Below are 17,480 nucleotides of genomic sequence, written 5' to 3'. Positions count from 1 at the left end.
GCTATAGGCTCAAGGAGGCGGCGGCGCGCTTGGTCATCCAAGCTGACGCGTCATAATCTGAGGGCGCTGCCTGGGGGAATTTGGGGTGGCCACGGGTGGGGGAATTTGGACTGACCATCAGGGAGCGCTTCCGCTTCACATTTATTTCTCACCAAGGCATTCATTGCATGAGATTCGTCACGCAAAAAATAGTGCAATTCGAGCCTAGCAATTGCCATCGTTTTCCCCCTGTTGCTTATCTTTGAGTGTGGCTTTATGAAACTACCAAAGTCTTGGTTAGCTGAGTCTGCGCCAACTGAACAGATTCAAGCTGAGCCCGCAAATCGGCGCACAAGCTACGGAGTTCGTTGACACAAGTGACGATGCGGAATTGCTCTGCAAGTGGTGGTAGAGGAAATTGCAGCGAACCAATATGGCCTTGGTTGACCGTCTTCTGACCCGCAGTGGTGATGAATAAGCTTTGTATGCTTTCTCGCACTATTGGACTTTCCCCAAGCAACGCGCAAAAGTCAGGTGCAATCCACTGTCGATCAATTCGCATGCGAATGAAATGGTCACAATAGATCGCATCTACGGGTCTGTCGCAAAGATTGAACTGCCCAACGATTTCTGCACTGCCATTCACTCGGGTGATCAAGATGTCCCCTTCCTCAAGTCGGTACTTGGCAATGTCGTGGGAGGCTATGGGTATTTGACGCGTATCCATCAGAGAAATACGCCTCTTCTTAATGTCAGCAAGACGCAGCACTGTGATTAATTGCCCGCCGGAATCACCGCGACTCGATGCACCATTCTGAAATTCCGGCATCAAATCACACAACCGCACCCACTCCCACCCCCGTGGCAACTCAAACGATTTTTCTTCGTCCGTGATGGGCGGCAGGGGTTTGTCGCGTTTGATCTTGCCTTGGGCGATGAGGTGGTCTTTTTCGGTGCGGATTTTTTGCAGGAGGACGCTGGCGGGTTCGTCGGTGGGGTCTTGGGGGACGAGGAGGCCGCGCACGGCCAGTTGGAGGATGGTTTGTTCGAGGGCGTCTACGGCTTCGGGGCGGTCGAGCAGCACGTCGAAGTGGGTGGCGATGCGTTGCCAGTTGTCGGCCAGTGCCTCGGGTGTTTCGCTTTGGGTGAGCGTGCCCAGCAGGGTGCCTACGAGTTGGGCGTGTTGCTGCGCTTCGAGCTGGCCGCTGGCTTCGAGGGCGTCACATAGTTGCATCAGTTCTTCGACGCGGGTGACTATGCGGGATTGCTCGGCCAGTGGTGGTAACGGAATATCAAGCCCGAGGAGTGATGTCCCCTTGAGGTTATTGATTCCAATGCCTGCTGAGGCTGCCGAAACAGTATCCCGATACAGCGGGCTTGAAAGGTAAATTGCGAGAAAGCCCATGTCAGATAACGGACGAATTACCCCGCAAAAAGCGCCAAACGTGCAAGCTACATCTGAGGTGAAAGGTGCCGCCTTACCTACAAGCTTTTTGCTGCCACTAGCCAAGCACACAAGGTAGTCACCTTTGCGTAAGCACTGGTCATCCGAGACCAAATGCCTTGGAACATATACAAGACCATCGAGGTTGATAGTTGCTTGAATATTATTGGCTCGCAGCAGTGGGAGGTGTTCTTCGACAAATGTTTCGCGTGCATCAGTTTTTTGATAAGTCACACCACGAATCACGTTGAATATTTCGCGACCTTTGCACCATGACCAATTTGTAGGCAACTCAAAGGGCTTTTCTTCATCAGTAATTTCGGCGAACGGCTTGTCCCGCTTGATCTTGCCTTCTGCAATCAGTCGGTCTTTCTCAACCCTGATTTTCTCGAGCAGCTCACTCGCCGGTTCATCGCTCGGGTCTTGCGGCACAAGCTTGCCTTGCACAGCCAGCGTCAAGATGAGTTCGCGCAGGCGGGCCACGCCGCCGGGGGCTTGGGCGATCAAGTCAAAGTGCCGCACCAATGGCGGCTGCAAATTCACCAGGTATTTGGCGCTGGGCTCTTGCGCCGTCAGCTCTGCGCTCACGCTTTGGCTCCCAGCGATTGGGCGAGGATGCTTTTGAGTTGGTCGCGCAGGCTTTGCGCCTCTGCTTGCAGGCGGGCATAGTCGGCCAGCAGTTGTTCGGGGTCGTGGCTCACCACTTCGGCGGCGTGGGGGTTCTTTTGGTCGAGGTTGTAGTTGGCGGCTTTGATTTGCTCAATGCTCACCTTCCAGGCACGCTCGTTTTCCACACGGGCGGCAAAGCCGTCGGCCTCGGTGCCCCACCAGGCTTTTTCGGCGTCGAACTCTTCGATGCAGATGGGCTTGGTTTTGTTGTAGTTCTTCACGCCCGCTGGGTAGGGGTGTTCGTAGTACCAAACGTGTTCGGTGGGCTTGCCTTTGGTGAAGAACAGCAGGTTGGTTTTGATGCCGGTGTAGGGCGCAAACACGCCGTTGGGCAGGCGCACGATGGTGTGCAGGTTGCATTCGGCCAGCAGTTGTTCTTTGATGCGGGTCTTCACGCCTTCGCCAAACAGCGTGCCGTCGGGCAGCACCAGCGCGGCACGGCCGTTGGTTTTGAGGATGTGTTTGATGAGCACCAAAAACAAGTCGGCCGTTTCTTTGGTGCGCACATCGGCTGGAAAGCCTTGCTCGATGCCCGGTTCTTCGATGCCGCCAAAGGGCGGGTTGGTCAAGATCACGTCCACCCGGTCAGCTGGGGTGTAGTCGCGCAGCGGGCGGCTCAAGGTGTTGTCGTGGCGGACCAGGCTGGGCACTTCGATGCCGTGCAGCATGAGGTTGGTCACGCACAGCATGTGGGGCATTTGTTTTTTCTCAACGCCCAAGATGCTGTTTTGCAGCGTGGCTTCTTCGTCGGTGTTGTGCACTTGCTTGCGCAAGTGCTCGATGGCGCAGACCAAAAAACCGCCTGTGCCGGTGGCCGGGTCCATCACGCGCTCGCCCAGCTGGGGGTTGACCATGTCCACCATGAACTGCGTCACGGCACGGGGCGTGTAGAACTCGCCCGCGTTGCCTGCGCTTTGCAGGTCTTTGAGGATTTTTTCGTAGAGGTCGTTGAACTGGTGGCGCTCGGCTTGGCGGTTGAAGTCGATCGCATTGAGCTTGTTGATGACCTGGCGCAGCAACTGGCCGCTCTTCATGTAGTTGTACGCGTCTTCAAACACGCCGCGCACCACATAGCCACGCGGGTTGCGCTGGGCGTCACCGCTCAAGCTTTTGAGGGTGGCAAAGAGCTGGTTGTTGACAAAGTCCAGCAGCGCATCACCGGTGATGCCTTCTGCGTCGGTGGCCCAGTTGCGCCAGCGCATGGCTTCGGGGATGGGGCTTTTGTAGTCGTCGCGGGTCAGCTCCAGCTCTTCTTCGAGTGCGTCAAACACCTTCAGGAACAAGAGCCAAGTGAGCTGCGAGATGCGCTGCGCGTCGCCATCCACGCCACTGTCTTGGCGCATGATGTCTTGGATGGATTTGATGACGGAGGAGAGGTTGGACATTCGGATTCTTTAAGGTTTGGCGGCGTACAGCTCGCGCTCCAGCGTTTGCAGGGCACCCAGGTATTGGGGGCGACCGCCAAAGCATTTCACCAACTCGCTGGCCGAGCCCATTTGGGTGAAAGGCTGGACTTTGAAGACGTCGTTGCTTTCGATGGTGGCGATGCCTTCGTCGGCGTATTTGTCGATCAGTGCGTCGATCACCTTGCGGGCCACGGGGCCGTATTGTGTGAAGGCGTTGCGCTTTTTGACGCGGTTGGCGCGCTCGCGGCGGGTCAGGGGTGGCTGGTTGTAGGCCACATGCAAGAGCAGGTCGAAAGGGTCAAGGTCTTTGCCAATTTCTTCGGCCAGTGCTTCGATCAGCACACCCTGCTTTTCCAGCTCTTCCACCAAGGCAGCTTTGCGGTCGGCGTCGTTCCAGGCCTGCAAAAATTTGTCGAGCGAGTCGTACTGTTTGGCCAAGTTGATGCGGGTGTAGTCGCGCAGACTTTCGGTGATGAGCTTGCCGTCGGCGCTGAGGTATTGCACACGCTCTCGCGCCACAGCCACGGTGACCATGCCGCCGAGGACGTATTTTTTAGGCTCAACATCACTGCCTGCACCGGGCGCGGTGTAACCGCCTGCTTGTGCAGCAAAGGGATCGGCCAGTGGATCGGGTTGTCCCGTCGTCAGCGGGTCGCCCATGCCCGGCGTGCCTGTCAGCTCGTCTGGCGGTGTCACAGGTTCATCGCCTTTGGGCTGGTAAATCTGCACCGGCTCGCCGTCAAACTTAGGGTCGGCAAACAGCTCGGTGGCGCGTTTGAAGTCGAGGATGGTGAACCAGGTTTTGCCCAGGTCTTCGCGCAGGCGGGTGCCCCGGCCAATGATCTGCTTGAACAGCGTCATGGACTTGATGTTTTGGTCCAGCACGATGAGCTTGCAAGTTTGCGCGTCCACCCCGGTGCTCATGAGCTTGGAGGTGGTGGCGATCACGGGGTAGGGCTTTTCTGGGTCGATGAAGTTGTCGAGCTGGCCTTTGCCCTCGGCGTTGTCGCCGGTGATTTGCACCACGTAGCGGGGCTGGTCTTTGCAAATGTCGGCATTGGCATTGGCCAGCGCTTGGCGCATGCGGGCGGCGTGGTCGATGTCTTCGCAAAACACGATGGTCTTGGCGTAGCGGTCGGTGGCCTTGAGGTATTCGGTGACCTTGGCGGCCACCACTTCGTCGCGCTGCTCCAGAACCAGTTTGCGGTTCATGTCGGTGGCGTTGTAGATGCGGTCTTCGATCAGGTGGCCGTGTTTGTCGGTCATGCCCTGCGTGGGCCGCCAGCCAAAGGTGTCTTTGTCCAGGTCCACCCGCACGACTTTGTAGGGCGACAAAAAGCCGTCTTCGATGCCTTGCTTGAGGCTGTAGGTGTAGATGGGCTCGCCAAAGTAATCGCTGTTGGAGGTGTCTTGCGTTTCTTTGGGCGTGGCCGTCAGGCCCACCTGCGCGGCGTTGCCGAAATACGTGAGAATCTCGCGCCACGCCGAGTCTTCATTGGCGCTGCCCCGGTGGCACTCGTCCACCACGATCAGGTCAAAAAAGTCGGGGCTGAACTGTTTGTAGATGTTGCGCTCTTCTTCGGTGCCGGTGACGGCCTGGTAGAGCGAGAGGTAAATCTCGTAGCTTTTGTCCACCAGCTTGGTGGTTTTGTTGACGGCAAGGTCCACCTCTTCGATGGTGACCTGGCCTTGTGCGTTGACCGTTTCGATGCCCTTCGCGTTGGGGCTGAGTTTGGCCATCGCGCCTTTGAAAGGCCGAAAGTCGTTGACCATGGTCTGGTCGATCAGGATGTTGCGGTCGGCCAGAAACAGGATGCGCTTTTTGGCACCGCTCTTCCACAAGCGCCAGATGATCTGGAACGCGGTGTAGGTCTTGCCGGTGCCAGTGGCCATGACCAGCATGGCGCGGTTCTGGCCTTGGGCAATGGCTTCAACGGTGCGGTTGATGGCGTTGATTTGGTAGTAACGCGGCGTTTTGCTGGGTGCGTAGTCAAACTCGGCCACTTGGCGAACGGCGGGCGTCCAGCCTTTCCACGCACAGTAGCGATCCCACAGGTCTTGCGGCGAGGGGAATTCGTCCAGCGTGAGGTTTTTCTCGAGCACGCCATCGGCCAGTGTGGCGTCGCGGAACACGAAGCCGTCCCCATTGCTGGCAAAGCAAAAGGGCACGCCCAACAGCTCGGCATAGTTGATGGCTTGGGCCATGCCCGAGCCCATGGGCTTGTTGTTGTCTTTGGCCTCGACCACCGCAATGGGGATGTTGGCTTTGTAAAACAAGGCGTAGTCGGCCCGCAGCACGGTGCTGAGGTCACGGTGGGCCTTGTTGCCGCGCACGCTGACGCGCCCCGCCCGCAAGGGAAACTCACGGTAAATCTGGTCGAACCCGTGCCACCCAGCCTGCTCCATGGCGGGGCGGATGAACTTGTCGCAGATGTCGCTTTCGGAGAGTTTTGTCTTGTCCAAGCTGGGGCTCGCGTGGGCGATGGGTAAGAGGCTGGTCACAAAGTTCTATTTTTATTCAATTTCCAGGCTTTTCCTGAAGGGGACAGAGATTTCGCAGGGCCTCGGCACAATCAAGGCTGTTTTCAATATGAGGTTCACATGCTCCCTGCTGTTCCTGCCCCTTTGCTGCAAGGCGCTTCCAATTTTCGCGATCTGGGCGGTTACGGCACGGCCAGCGGCCAGCGTGTGCGGCGGGGGCGGGTGTTTCGCTCTGACCATCTGGCTGGACTGACTTCTGAGGACCTCGCACGGTTTCAGCAGCTGGGCATCGGGCATAGTCTGGACTTTCGCGGGGTGTCTGAATACACCGCCACGCCCTATGCCATCCCGGGTGTGCAGCGCGTGGCCCTGACGATCGAGCCCACCGTGGTGGCCCGCATGCAGGCGCTGGTGGCGCAAGGCATCGAGCCGACCACCGAAGAGACGGTGGACCTGATGCGCGAGACCTACCGCGATTTCGTGAACCGCAATGCCGACACCTTCGGCCGATTTCTGAAGCATTTGCTGGCGCAGCCCACCCCGCAGGTGTTCCACTGCACGGCGGGCAAGGACCGCACCGGTTTTGCAGCGGCCCTGCTGCTGTCCGCACTGGGCGTGGACCGCGCCACCATTGAGCACGATTACCTGCTGACCAACCAGCTCTACCGCCGCGACCCCCGCCTGGAAGGCAAAGGCCCAGCCCATGTGATGAAAGTGCTGTGGCAAGTGCAACCCGAGTTTTTGCACGCCGCCTACGAAGCCGTCGATGCCCAGCACGGCGGCATGCGCGACTACCTGCATGGGGCGATTGGCCTCAGCCCACAAGAGCTGACCGAGCTCCAGCGGATGCTGTTGGAGGGTTAAGGCCTGTTTGTCGGGGCTAAAGCCGCCGACCTGCAAATCCAACACTGCACCACTGACCGGGAAGTTGTAGGTCGGAGCTTCAGCTCCGACATGGCTTGAAAAGCTCAGGCCGCTTCTTTATAGAAAAAGCCGCCATGCACATTGCGTGGCGCCAGCGGGCCCACGGCCTTACTGATGGCGCCGATGTGGTCCGGCGTGGTGCCACAGCAGCCGCCCACGATGTTGACCAGGCCTTCGGCGGCAAACTCGTGCAGCAGGCGGCTGGTGACTTCTGGCGTTTCGTCAAAGCCTGTGTCGCTCATGGGGTTAGGCAAGCCGGCGTTGGGGTAGCAGCTGATGAAGGTATCGCCCGCGACCTTGTTCAGCTCCTGGATGTAAGGGCGCATCAGCGTGGCGCCCAAGGCACAGTTCAGGCCAATGGCCAGCGGCTGCGCATGGCGCACGCTGTGCCAAAAAGCCGTCACGGTCTGGCCGCTCAGGATGCGGCCCGAAGCGTCGGTCACCGTGCCGCTGATGATCAGGGGCAGACGCTCGCCGCTGGCCTCAAAGAATTCTTCGATGGCGAACAGTGCGGCCTTGGCGTTGAGCGTGTCAAAAATCGTTTCGACCAAGAGCACATCCGAGCCGCCTTCGACCAGGGCTTCGACTTGCTCGTAATAAGCCGCACGCAACTCTTCAAAGGTCACGTTGCGGGCACCGGCGTCGTTCACATCGGGGCTGATGCTGGCGGTCTTGGGCGTGGGGCCCAGGGCTCCGACCACATAGCGGGGCTTGTCGGGCGTGGAGAACTTGTCGCAAGCGGCGCGGGCCAGCTTGGCGGATTGCAAGTTCATCTCGCGGGCCAGGTGCTGCATGTCGTAGTCGGCTTGGGCGATAGTGGTGGCGCCAAAGGTGTTGGTCTCGATCATGTCGGCACCAGCGGCCAAATAGCCCTCGTGGATGTCGCGGATCACGTCGGGGCGGGTCATGCTCAGCAACTCGTTGTTGCCTTTGACGTCTTTGGGGAAGTCCTTGAAACGCTCGCCCCGGTAGTCGGCCTCGGTCAATTTGAAGCGCTGGATCATGGTGCCCATGGCGCCATCCAGGATGGCGATGCGGGTGTTCAGGATCTCGGGCAGCGCTTGGGCGCGGGTGTAAACAGGGGCTTTCATGGGCCCTATTGTAAAAGTCCGCGTTTCAGGCCTTTTGAAAGCGCGCAAAGCCCGCCGCCCGGAGCTGGCACGCCGGGCACTGGCCGCAGCCGTAGCCCCAGTCCTGGCGCTGGCTGCGGTCGCCCAGGTAGCAGGTGTGGGTGTGCTCCACGATCAAGTCCACCAGCGCTTGCCCGCCTTGCGCCAGGTCGGCTTTTTGGCCCAGCTCGTGCGCCAGTTGCCAGGTCTGGGCCTTGTCGATCCACATCAAGGGCGTTTCGATCAGCAGCTTGCGGTCCATGCCCAGCGACAAGGCGATCTGCATGGCCTTCATGGTGTCGTCGCGGCAGTCGGGGTAGCCCGAAAAATCGGTCTCGCACACGCCGGTGACGATGACCTGCAAACCCCGCCGATAAGCCAGCGCAGCGGCCAAGGTCAGGAACAAGAGGTTGCGCCCCGGCACAAAGGTGTTGGGCAAGCCCGAGCTTTCCATCTCAATGGCTGTGTCGCGGGTCAGCGAGGTTTCGCTGATCTGGCCCAAGATGCCCGCATCCAGCAGGTGGTCCTCGCCCAATTTGGCGGCCCAGGCCGGAAACCGCGCCTTGAGGGCGGTCAACACATTCAAACGGGCATCGAGCTCGACCTTGTGGCGCTGGCCATAGTCAAAGGCCAGGGTTTCGACGCGTTCATACCGCGACAAAGCATGGGCCAGGCAGGTGGTGGAGTCTTGGCCACCGGAAAACAAGACAAGGGCAGAGGTGTGCATGGCGGGCATGTTAGTGCATGTGCATGGGTCTTCGTGAACAACGCTCATGCCCCCAGGCTAAGAGGCACAATATCGGCTGTTTGGCTGTCACACCCCCCGCTTTTGTCCCCTCACCTGCCCATCCTGCGCGAAGTTTTCGGCTACGACGCCTTTCGCGGCCCGCAACAAGCCATCATCGACCATGTGGCCGCAGGAGGCGATGCGCTGGTGCTCATGCCCACGGGCGGCGGCAAATCGCTGTGCTACCAAATCCCGGCCATTGCGCGCCAACGGGCGGGCCACGGCATCACGGTGGTGGTCTCGCCGCTGATAGCGTTGATGCACGACCAGGTGGGCGCGCTGCACGAGGCGGGTGTGAACGCCGCGTTCCTCAACTCCACCCTCACCAGCGAAGAAGCCGCTGACATCGAGCGTCGCTTGCTGCGTGGCGAGATCACCCTGCTGTACGCCGCGCCCGAACGCGTGACCAACGCCCGTTTTTTGGCGCAAATGGATTCGCTGCTCGAACGCGGATTGCTGAGCCTGTTTGCGATCGACGAGGCCCATTGCGTGAGCCAGTGGGGCCACGACTTCCGCCCCGAGTACCGGGGCCTGGCCGTCTTGCACGAGCGCTACCCCAGCGTGCCGCGTGTGGCACTCACGGCCACAGCCGATGCGCTCACGCGTGCCGACATCGTCGAGCGCCTGCAGCTGGAAAGCGCCGAGCTCTTCATCAGCAGCTTTGACCGGCCCAACATCCGCTACACCATCGTCGAGAAAAAAGACGCCAGCACGCAGCTGCTGCGTTTCATCGAGCGCGAGCACCCCGAAGAAGCGGGCGTGGTCTATTGCCAATCGCGCAAGCGGGTCGAAGAGATCGCGGCCATGTTGGTCGAATCGGGCATCCACGCACTGCCCTACCACGCGGGGCTGGACGCGGGCATGCGCCAGCGCCACCAGAACGAATTTTTGCGCGAAGAAGGCGTGGTGATGGTCGCCACGGTGGCCTTTGGCATGGGCATCGACAAGCCCGATGTGCGCTTTGTGGCGCACCTGGACATGCCCAAGAACATCGAAGGCTACTACCAAGAAACCGGCCGCGCCGGCCGCGATGGTTTGGCATCCGACGCGTGGATGGCCTATGGCCTGCAAGACGTGGTCAACCAGCGCCGCATGATCGACGAAAGCCCGGCCGAGGAAGAGTTCAAACAGGTCATGCGCGGTAAGCTCGACGCGCTGCTGGCCCTGGCCGAAGCGACCGACTGCCGCCGGGTGCGCTTGCTGAGCTACTTTGGCGAGGCATATGCCAAAGGCGACGACACGCAAGGCGTGTACATGCCCTTTTGCGGCAACTGCGACAACTGCCTGAACCCGCCCCAAGTGTGGGACGGCACCGACGCGGCCCGCAAGCTGCTGTCCACCGTCTACCGCACCCAGCAAATCAGCGGCCACAGCTTTGGCGCGGGCCACACCATGGACATCGTGCGCGGCAAGAAAACCGACAAGGTGGTGCAGCGCGGCCACGAAGCCATCAGCACCTTTGGCCTGGGCGCCGAGTACAGCGAGCAGCAACTGCGCGCCGTGATGCGCCAGCTGATCGCGATTGGCGCTTTGCATGTGCACACCGAAGAGGGGTTCAGCACCTTGCACCTGACCGAAGCCTCGCGCGCTGTGCTCAAAGGCGATGTGCCGGTGCAGCTGCGCGAGAGCACCAGCCAGCGCAGCGACAAGAAAAGCCGCTCGCGCAGCGCCCAAAGCCCGGCCGCAGCCAACCTGGGCCAAGACGCGATGGTGCGCTACATCAACCTCAAGGCCTGGCGCGCCGAAGTGGCCAAAGAGCACAACCTGCCGGCCTATGTGATCTTCCACGACGCCACACTGGCGGCCATTGCCGAGCACGCGCCGCAAAGCCTGGCCGACCTGCAAGGCATCAGCGGGCTGGGCGTCAAAAAGCTCGAAGCCTACGGTGAGCAGGTGCTGCGGGTGTGTAACGGGGCCAGCTGATCTCGCCGCTCTAACTCAGCGGTAAAACGCCTCGACCTTGCCTTTGAGCTTGATCAAGAGGGGCTGGCCTTTGCGGTCCAGGGTCTTGCCGGCGGGCACTTTGACCCAGCCTTCGCTGATGCAGTATTCCTCGACGTCGTTGCGGTCCTTGCCATTGAAGCGGATGCCGATGTCGTGCTCGAACACGGCGCGAACATGGAAGGGGCTGCGCGGGTCGATGGACAAGTGATCGGGCAATTCAGGGCGCTGTGTGGCTTCGGTCATGGGGGGCTTTGAAAAGAGGAATACGAACAGCTTCCGATTTTCCACGATTTGCAGCGCCCGCTCGGCGAAAAGCGGCCTGCGGGCTGGCACAATCGCCGGTCCTCAAACCAGCTTCGGCCATTTCACGGGCCGATGCCTTGCGCTTTTGGGCACAGCCCGTGCCCCGCTCCTCTTGCTCATGACTTCATCGCACCCCGGCACACTCGGCATCGATTTCGGCACTTCCAACTCGGCCATGGCCTGGGCCACACCCCAAGGCACTGCCCGCCTGATGGCCCTGGAGGGCGAGGCGCTGGCCATGCCAACGGCCGTGTTCTACAACGCCGAAGACGGCACCACGCATTTCGGTCGCGATGCGATTGGCCACTACCTGGAAGGCACCGAAGGCCGCTTGATGCGCTCGCTCAAAAGCCTGCTGGGCAGCCCGCTGTTGATGGAGACCACCCAAATTGGCCACCAGCAGATCAGCTTCCAGGACATCATCGCCACCTTTTTGACCACGCTGCGCGAACGCGCCACCCAATCGCTGGGCTTTGCCCCCACGCGGGTGGTGATGGGTCGGCCCGTGCACTTTGTGGACGACGATGCCGAGCGCGATGCGCAAGCCGAAACCTCGCTGCGCCAAGCGGCGCAAGCTGTGGGTTTTGAGAACGTGTCGTTTCAGCTGGAGCCCATCGCTGCAGCGCTGGACTACGAGCGGCGCTTGACGCAAGACAGCACCGTGCTGGTGGTGGACTTAGGCGGCGGCACGTCTGACTTCACGGTGGTGCGCCTGGGGCCTGAGCGCATGCAGCAGGCCGACCGCAGCGCCGACATTTTGGCCACCACCGGTGTGCACATTGGCGGTACCGATTACGACCAAAAGCTCAGCTTGGAGCAGGTCATGCCGCTCTTGGGTTACCGGCACATCGGCCCCGAGCAGCGCGAGGTGCCCAGCCGCGTGTTCTTTGACCTGTCCACCTGGCATTTGATCCATTGGCTGTACCAGCCCAAGGCCATTGCCCACGCCAAGACCCTGCGCAGCAATTACAGCCAGGCCCACTTGCACGAACGCCTGATGCAGGTGCTGACCGAGCGCCACGGCCACCTGATGGCCCACGAGGTGGAGCAAGCCAAGATCCGTTGCTCGGTCACCGATGCCGACACGCGCATTGACCTGTCCTTGATCGAGCTCGGCCTGCAAGCGGCCTTGGGTGTGGCGGACATGCATGCGCACTTGGCAGGCTTGCTGGCGCGCACCGTGGCCTGCGCACGCGAATGCGTGCAGGCGGCCAGTTTGACCGACCGGCAGATCGACGCGATTTACCTGACGGGCGGCTCCTCGGCGCTGCGCACCTTTCAACGCGCCTTGCAGACGGCCTTTCCGGGTGTGCCGCTGGTGGAAGGCGATCTGTTTGGCGGTGTGGCTTCGGGCTTGGCCTACAGCCGCTGACATCCATCGCCCATGAAAAAAGCCACCCGGGCTTGCGCTCGGGTGGCTTGGCAGACCGCTTAAACGATCAGGCCTTGACGCTGGCCAAAGCCGCGTTGAAGGTGGCGCTGGGGCGCATGATGGCGGCCAGCTTGGCTTGGTCGGGCATGTAGTAGCCGCCGATGTCGACTGGCTTGCCTTGCACGGCGTTGAGCTCGTCCACGATCTTCTTTTCGTTCTCGGTCAAGGCTTTGGCCAAAGGCGCGAACTGGGCAGCCAGTGCCGCGTCTTCGGTTTGTGCGGCCAACTCTTGGGCCCAGAACATGGCCAAGTAGAACTGGCTGCCACGGTTGTCCAGCTGACCGGTCTTGGGCGAAGGGTTCTTGTTGTTGTCCAAGAGCTTGCCGGTGGCCGCGTCCAGGGTCTTGGCCAACACGCCCGCTTTGGGGTTGTTGGTTTTGAGGCCCAGGTCTTCGAAGCTCACGGCCAAGGCCAGGAATTCACCCAAGGAGTCCCAACGCAGGTGGTTTTCTTCGACCAACTGTTGCACGTGCTTGGGGGCAGAGCCACCGGCACCGGTTTCGTACATGCCGCCACCGGCCATCAAAGGCACGACCGACAGCATCTTGGCCGAGGTGCCCAACTCCATGATCGGGAACAGGTCGGTCAGGTAGTCGCGCAGGATGTTGCCTGTGGCGCTGATGGTGTCCAGACCGCGCACGACGCGCTCCAGGGTGTAACGCATGGCACGCACCTGGCTCATGATCTGGATGTCCAGACCGGCGGTGTTGTGCTCGTGCAGGTACATCTTCACTTTGGTGATCAGCTGGGCTTCGTGGGGGCGGTACTGGTCCAGCCAGAACACCACGGGCATGCCGGAGTTGCGGGCACGTGTGACGGCCAGCTTGACCCAGTCGCGTATCGCAGCGTCTTTGACCTGGCACATGCGCCAGATGTCGCCGGCTTCCACGTTTTCGCTCAGCAGCACTTCGCCGGTGTTCAGGTCGGTGATGTTGGCCACGCCGTCTTCGGGGATCTCAAAGGTCTTGTCGTGTGAGCCATATTCTTCGGCTTGCTGGGCCATCAGGCCGACGTTGGGCACGGTGCCCATGGTCTTGGGATCGAACGCGCCGTGCCATTTGCAGAAGTTGATCATCTCCTGGTAGATGCGGGCGAAGGTCGATTCGGGCATCACGGCCTTGACGTCTTTCAAGCGGCCGTTGGCGTCCCACATCTTGCCGCCGTTACGGATCATCGCGGGCATGGAGGCGTCCACGATCACGTCGTTGGGCGAGTGGAAGTTGGTGATGCCTTTGGCCGAGTCCACCATGGCCAGCTCGGGGCGGTTCTCGTGGCAAGCGTGCAGGTCACGCTTGATTTCGTCTTGCTTGGACTGGGGCAACGTGGTGATCTTGTTGTACAGATCGGCCATGCCGTTGTTGACGTTCACGCCCAGCTCTTTGAACAGGCCGCCGTGCTTTTCAAACGCTTCTTTGTAGAAGATCTTGACGCAGTGACCGAACACGATGGGGTGCGAGACCTTCATCATGGTGGCTTTGACGTGCAGCGAGAACATCACGCCGGTTTTGCGGGCGTCTTCGATTTCTTTTTCGTAGAACTCGCACAAAGCCTTTTTGCTCATGAACATGCTGTCGATGACTTCACGGTCGAGCAAGGAAACTTTGGCTTTCAACACGATGGCTTTGCCGCTCTTGGTGATCAGCTCCATCTTCACGTCACGGGCTTTGTCCAAAGTCATGGACTTTTCGCCGTGGTAGAAGTCGCCAGCGTGCATGTGCGAGACGTGCGAGCGCGAAGCTTGGCTCCACTCGGCCATGCTGTGGGGGTTCTTGCGGGCGAACTCTTTGACGGCGCGGGGGGCGCGGCGGTCGGAGTTGCCTTCACGCAGCACGGGGTTCACAGCCGAGCCGGTGCACTTGGAATAACGGGCCTTGAGGGCCTTTTCTTCGTCGGTGGTGGGGTTCTCAGGGTAGTCGGGCAGGGCGTAGCCCTTGGACTGCAGTTCCTTGATGGCGGCGGTCAACTGGCCCACAGAGGCGCTGATGTTGGGCAGCTTGATGATGTTGGCTTCGGGCTTGAGGGTCAGCTTGCCCAGTTCAGCCAGGTTGTTGGTCACGCGCTGCTCGGCAGGCAACAAATCGGAAAACTCACCCAAAATGCGTGCGGCCACCGAAATGTCGCTCTCGGCCACTTCGATGCCAGCGGGGGCGGCAAAGGTGCGGATGATGGGCAAAAAGGAGGCCGTGGCCAACAAAGGGGCTTCGTCGGTCAGGGTGTAAATGATTTTGGATTTGTCTGCTGCCATGGATCGTCTCGTCATCAGGGATGTGAAAAAAGAATATGTGCTCGGCGGTGTGTCGGGCAAATTCGCTAAACCGCCCTTTTAAGGCGGATTAACCCACGACTTTATCTCAAATGACACCCTGTTTTGCTTACGCAGACCCCATCAGCGCCCCCTTGGGCGTTCAGGGTGGCCGCTGGCACAGTTTGGGCGTTTAAACTGACACCCCTTCAGACACGCGCCAAGCCCATCGGCATGGCGCCCCACCCCCCGGCCAGCGCCCGTGCGCGTGGCCACACACCGAGGAGCACCCCATGGGCGCGCAATGGAAAGCCAAAGGCAAAGCACAAGCCGCGGACGCCAGAGGCAAATTGTTTGGCCGTCTGGCCAAGGACATCATGATCGCCGCCCGCAACGGCGCCGACCCGGCCGCCAATTCGCGCTTGCGCTTGGTGGTCGAGCAGGCCCGCAAGGTGTCCATGCCCAAGGAAACGCTGGAGCGCGCCATCAAAAAGGGCGCCGGCCTGTTGGGCGATGCCGTCAGCTTTGACCGCGTGATCTACGAAGGCTTTGCCCCGCACCAGGTGCCGGTGATGATCGAGGTGCTGACCGACAACGTCAACCGCACCGCGTCCGAGATGCGCGTGCTCTTTCGCAAGGGCCAGCAAGGCACCTCGGGCTCGGTGTCCTGGGACTTTGACCATGTGGGCTTCATCGAAGCCGAACCCGCCCAAGCCGGCGCTGACGCCGAGCTGGCCGCCATCGAAGCCGGCGCACAAGACTTTGAGCCCGCCGACGAAGACGGCGTGACGGTGTTCATCACCGAAGCGACCGACCTGGACCTGGTCAGCCGCGCACTGCCCAACTTCGGCTTCACCGTGGTGGCGGCCAAGCTGGGCTACAAGCCCAAAAACCCGGTCGACCCGGCCAACCTGAGCGCCGAGCAGATGGAAGAAGTCGAAGCCTTCTTGGGCGCCATCGACAACAACGACGACGTGCAAAACGTGTTCGTGGGCCTGGCCGGCTAAGACCGTCCTACGCCAAGCAAGGGGGCTGTTCAGCCCCCTTTTTTCTTACTCGGGCTTGATTTGGCGACTCAGGTTTTCAGCCTGCGATCAGGCCCGCGGCCTCGATACCGGCGATGCAGATCGCCTCGTCTTCGTCGCCCGTGCCGCCGCTGGCCCCCACGGCCCCCAGCACTTCACCGGCTGCGTTTTTGACCAACACAGCACCGGGCTGCGCCAAGAACTTGCCCTCGGCGGTGGCCGCCAGCGAGACAAAAAAGTTGGGGTTGTCCTTGGCGCGCTGGGCCAAAACACGGCTGGAGGCGCCCATGCCCACAGCGCCCCAGGCCTTGGCCCGGGCGATGTCAAAGCGGAACATGCTGGCCCCGTCTTCGCGGGCAAAGGCTTTGAGCTGGCCGGACTCGTCGAGCACGGCAAGGCCCATGGGTTTGTAGCCTTGGGCTTTGGAATGCGCCAGAGCGGCGTCGATGATTTTTTGGGCCGTGGCCAAATTCAAAACGGTCATTCGGTTCTCCTGATGGACTGGATGCGCGCCAAGCGCGTTGGGCCCAGTTTAGACAATGCGACCGAACCGAGCCTCTCAAGCCATGGATTGGCTTGATTTTCCTTGGGTCATCCAAAGCCTGGTCCAGCGCCAAGGGGCAGGGCCTTCAGCCTTGCGGGTTCACTGCGCCGCCAAACGGCGCTTTTGCACCGCCTGCGCCAGCGCATCGAGCACGGGCACGGTCTGCTCAAAGCTGATGCAGGCGTCGGTGATCGACACCCCGTATTGCAGGGGCTGGCCGGGCTTGAGGTCCTGACGGCCTTCGTGCAAGTGGCTCTCGATCATCAGGCCCATGATGCGGCGGTCACCGCCTGCCACCTGCGCGGCCACGTCGTGCGCCACCTCGATCTGCTTGGCGTGCTGCTTGCTGCTGTTGGCGTGCGACACGTCCACCATCACTTGCGGTGCAATGCCCGAGGCTTGCAGTGCCTTGCAGGCGGCATCCACGTCGGCGGCCGAATAGTTGGGCGCTTTGCCCCCGCGCAAGATGATGTGCACGTCCTGGTTGCCACGCGTCTCGAAAATCGCGGCCTGGCCCATCTTGGTCATGCCCATGAAAGCGTGCGGCGCTTTGGACGCCACCACCGCGTCAGCGGCCACTTTGACGCCGCCATCCGTCCCGTTCTTGAATCCCACCGGGCACGACAAGCCGCTGGCCAGCTGGCGGTGGCTTTGGCTTTCGGTGGTGCGGGCGCCAATCGCGCCCCAGGTGACCAGGTCGCTGATGAACTGGGGGCTGAGCAAATCCAGAAACTCGGTGGCCACGGGCAGGCCCAAATCGATGATCTCCAGCAGCAACTTGCGGGCCATCTCCAGGCCCTGGTTCATGGCGAAGCTGTCGTCCAGATGCGGGTCGTTGATGTAGCCCTTCCAGCCCACGGTGGTGCGGGGTTTCTCGAAATACACGCGCATGACGATTTGCAGGTCTTGGGCGTGCTTGTCGGCCTCCACCTTCAGAAGCCGGGCATAGGCGATGGCTTGCGCGTGGTCGTGGATCGAGCACGGCCCGACCACCACGACCAAGCGGTCGTCTTGGCCCTGCAGCACCTTCGAGATGTCTTGCCGCGAACGCTCCACCAGCGCCAGGTGCGCGGGCGACGCGGGCAAGCGCTCTTCGAGCAAGGCTGGCGTCATGAGGGGGCGCACCGAGGCAATGCGGGTGTCGTCGATGCGGGTTTTGTCTTGGGTGGAAAGCATGCCAGGAGCCGAAAA

At 60.9% G+C, this 17,480-nt stretch carries 13 protein-coding genes; 4 read left to right on the top strand and 9 right to left on the bottom strand.

What is annotated here, in order from left to right; genetic code table 11:
- Positions 1-253: 253 nt before the first annotated feature.
- The 3 genes from QLQ16_RS04520 to hsdR are packed head-to-tail and all read right to left on the bottom strand — an operon-like array spanning position 254 to position 5,961.
- Positions 254-2,011, bottom strand: coding sequence for a restriction endonuclease subunit S (locus QLQ16_RS04520; protein WP_283223487.1), 1,758 nt, complete (start codon positions 2,009-2,011; stop codon positions 254-256).
- Complete coding sequence (locus QLQ16_RS04515) at positions 2,008-3,477, bottom strand: type I restriction-modification system subunit M (RefSeq protein WP_283223486.1); 1,470 nt, start codon at positions 3,475-3,477, stop codon at positions 2,008-2,010. Before QLQ16_RS04515 ends, QLQ16_RS04520 begins: the two co-directional genes overlap by 4 nt.
- Before the next feature lie 9 nt (positions 3,478-3,486).
- On the bottom strand, positions 3,487-5,961 hold the full coding sequence (hsdR, locus tag QLQ16_RS04510) for an EcoAI/FtnUII family type I restriction enzme subunit R (RefSeq protein ID WP_283223504.1): 2,475 nt from the start codon (positions 5,959-5,961) through the stop codon (positions 3,487-3,489).
- A 138-nt stretch (positions 5,962-6,099) separates the two neighbouring features.
- Between hsdR and QLQ16_RS04505 the strand changes: the two genes are divergently transcribed.
- The gene (locus QLQ16_RS04505) at positions 6,100-6,843 is read left to right on the top strand and encodes a tyrosine-protein phosphatase (RefSeq protein WP_283223485.1); all 744 of its coding nucleotides are present in this window, start codon (positions 6,100-6,102) and stop codon (positions 6,841-6,843) included.
- Between the two features lie 104 nt (positions 6,844-6,947).
- Here QLQ16_RS04505 and QLQ16_RS04500 read toward each other — a convergent pair whose 3' ends face one another.
- Together QLQ16_RS04500 and queC are read right to left on the bottom strand one after the other, a co-directional pair.
- Positions 6,948-7,994 carry a homocysteine S-methyltransferase family protein gene (locus QLQ16_RS04500; RefSeq protein ID WP_283223484.1) on the bottom strand — a complete coding sequence of 349 codons (1,047 nt, stop codon included), beginning with the start codon at positions 7,992-7,994 and terminating at the stop codon, positions 6,948-6,950.
- A gap of 25 nt (positions 7,995-8,019) precedes the next feature.
- Entirely contained in the window at positions 8,020-8,739 is a 720-nt protein-coding gene (gene queC, locus QLQ16_RS04495) for a 7-cyano-7-deazaguanine synthase QueC (protein ID WP_283223483.1), read from the bottom strand.
- Positions 8,740-8,841: 102 nt separating this feature from the next.
- Here queC and recQ point away from each other — a divergent pair, with 102 nt between their 5' ends.
- Positions 8,842-10,722 (top strand): DNA helicase RecQ, encoded by a 1,881-nt coding sequence (gene recQ / locus QLQ16_RS04490; protein WP_283223482.1) that lies wholly within the window; start codon positions 8,842-8,844, stop codon positions 10,720-10,722.
- Positions 10,723-10,737: 15 nt separating this feature from the next.
- Here recQ and QLQ16_RS04485 read toward each other — a convergent pair whose 3' ends face one another.
- Entirely contained in the window at positions 10,738-10,986 is a 249-nt protein-coding gene (locus QLQ16_RS04485; RefSeq protein WP_283223481.1) for a DUF3297 family protein, read from the bottom strand.
- 178 nt (positions 10,987-11,164) lie between these two features.
- On the opposite strand from QLQ16_RS04485, the gene QLQ16_RS04480 reads away from it, so the two are divergent.
- A complete protein-coding gene (locus tag QLQ16_RS04480) occupies positions 11,165-12,418 on the top strand; it encodes an Hsp70 family protein (protein ID WP_283223480.1) in 1,254 nt (417 codons plus the stop codon).
- Positions 12,419-12,485: 67 nt separating this feature from the next.
- Here QLQ16_RS04480 and QLQ16_RS04475 read toward each other — a convergent pair whose 3' ends face one another.
- Positions 12,486-14,723 carry an NADP-dependent isocitrate dehydrogenase gene (locus QLQ16_RS04475; protein ID WP_283223479.1) on the bottom strand — a complete coding sequence of 746 codons (2,238 nt, stop codon included), beginning with the start codon at positions 14,721-14,723 and terminating at the stop codon, positions 12,486-12,488.
- A 290-nt stretch (positions 14,724-15,013) separates the two neighbouring features.
- Here QLQ16_RS04475 and QLQ16_RS04470 point away from each other — a divergent pair, with 290 nt between their 5' ends.
- The gene (locus QLQ16_RS04470) at positions 15,014-15,727 is read left to right on the top strand and encodes a YebC/PmpR family DNA-binding transcriptional regulator (RefSeq protein ID WP_283223478.1); all 714 of its coding nucleotides are present in this window, start codon (positions 15,014-15,016) and stop codon (positions 15,725-15,727) included.
- 76 nt (positions 15,728-15,803) lie between these two features.
- Here the strand turns inward: QLQ16_RS04470 and QLQ16_RS04465 are convergent, their stop codons facing one another.
- Together QLQ16_RS04465 and QLQ16_RS04460 are read right to left on the bottom strand one after the other, a co-directional pair.
- The gene (locus QLQ16_RS04465; RefSeq protein ID WP_283223477.1) at positions 15,804-16,229 is read right to left on the bottom strand and encodes a GlcG/HbpS family heme-binding protein; all 426 of its coding nucleotides are present in this window, start codon (positions 16,227-16,229) and stop codon (positions 15,804-15,806) included.
- Positions 16,230-16,388: 159 nt separating this feature from the next.
- Positions 16,389-17,465, bottom strand: a complete 1,077-nt coding sequence (locus QLQ16_RS04460) for a 3-deoxy-7-phosphoheptulonate synthase (protein WP_283223476.1) — start codon at positions 17,463-17,465, stop codon at positions 16,389-16,391.
- Positions 17,466-17,480: the final 15 nt, after the last annotated feature.

The organism is Limnohabitans lacus (assembly GCF_030053395.1).
GTDB classification, from domain to species: domain Bacteria; phylum Pseudomonadota; class Gammaproteobacteria; order Burkholderiales; family Burkholderiaceae_C; genus Limnohabitans_A; species Limnohabitans_A lacus.
This window is presented reverse-complemented; position numbering and strand designations above follow the sequence as displayed.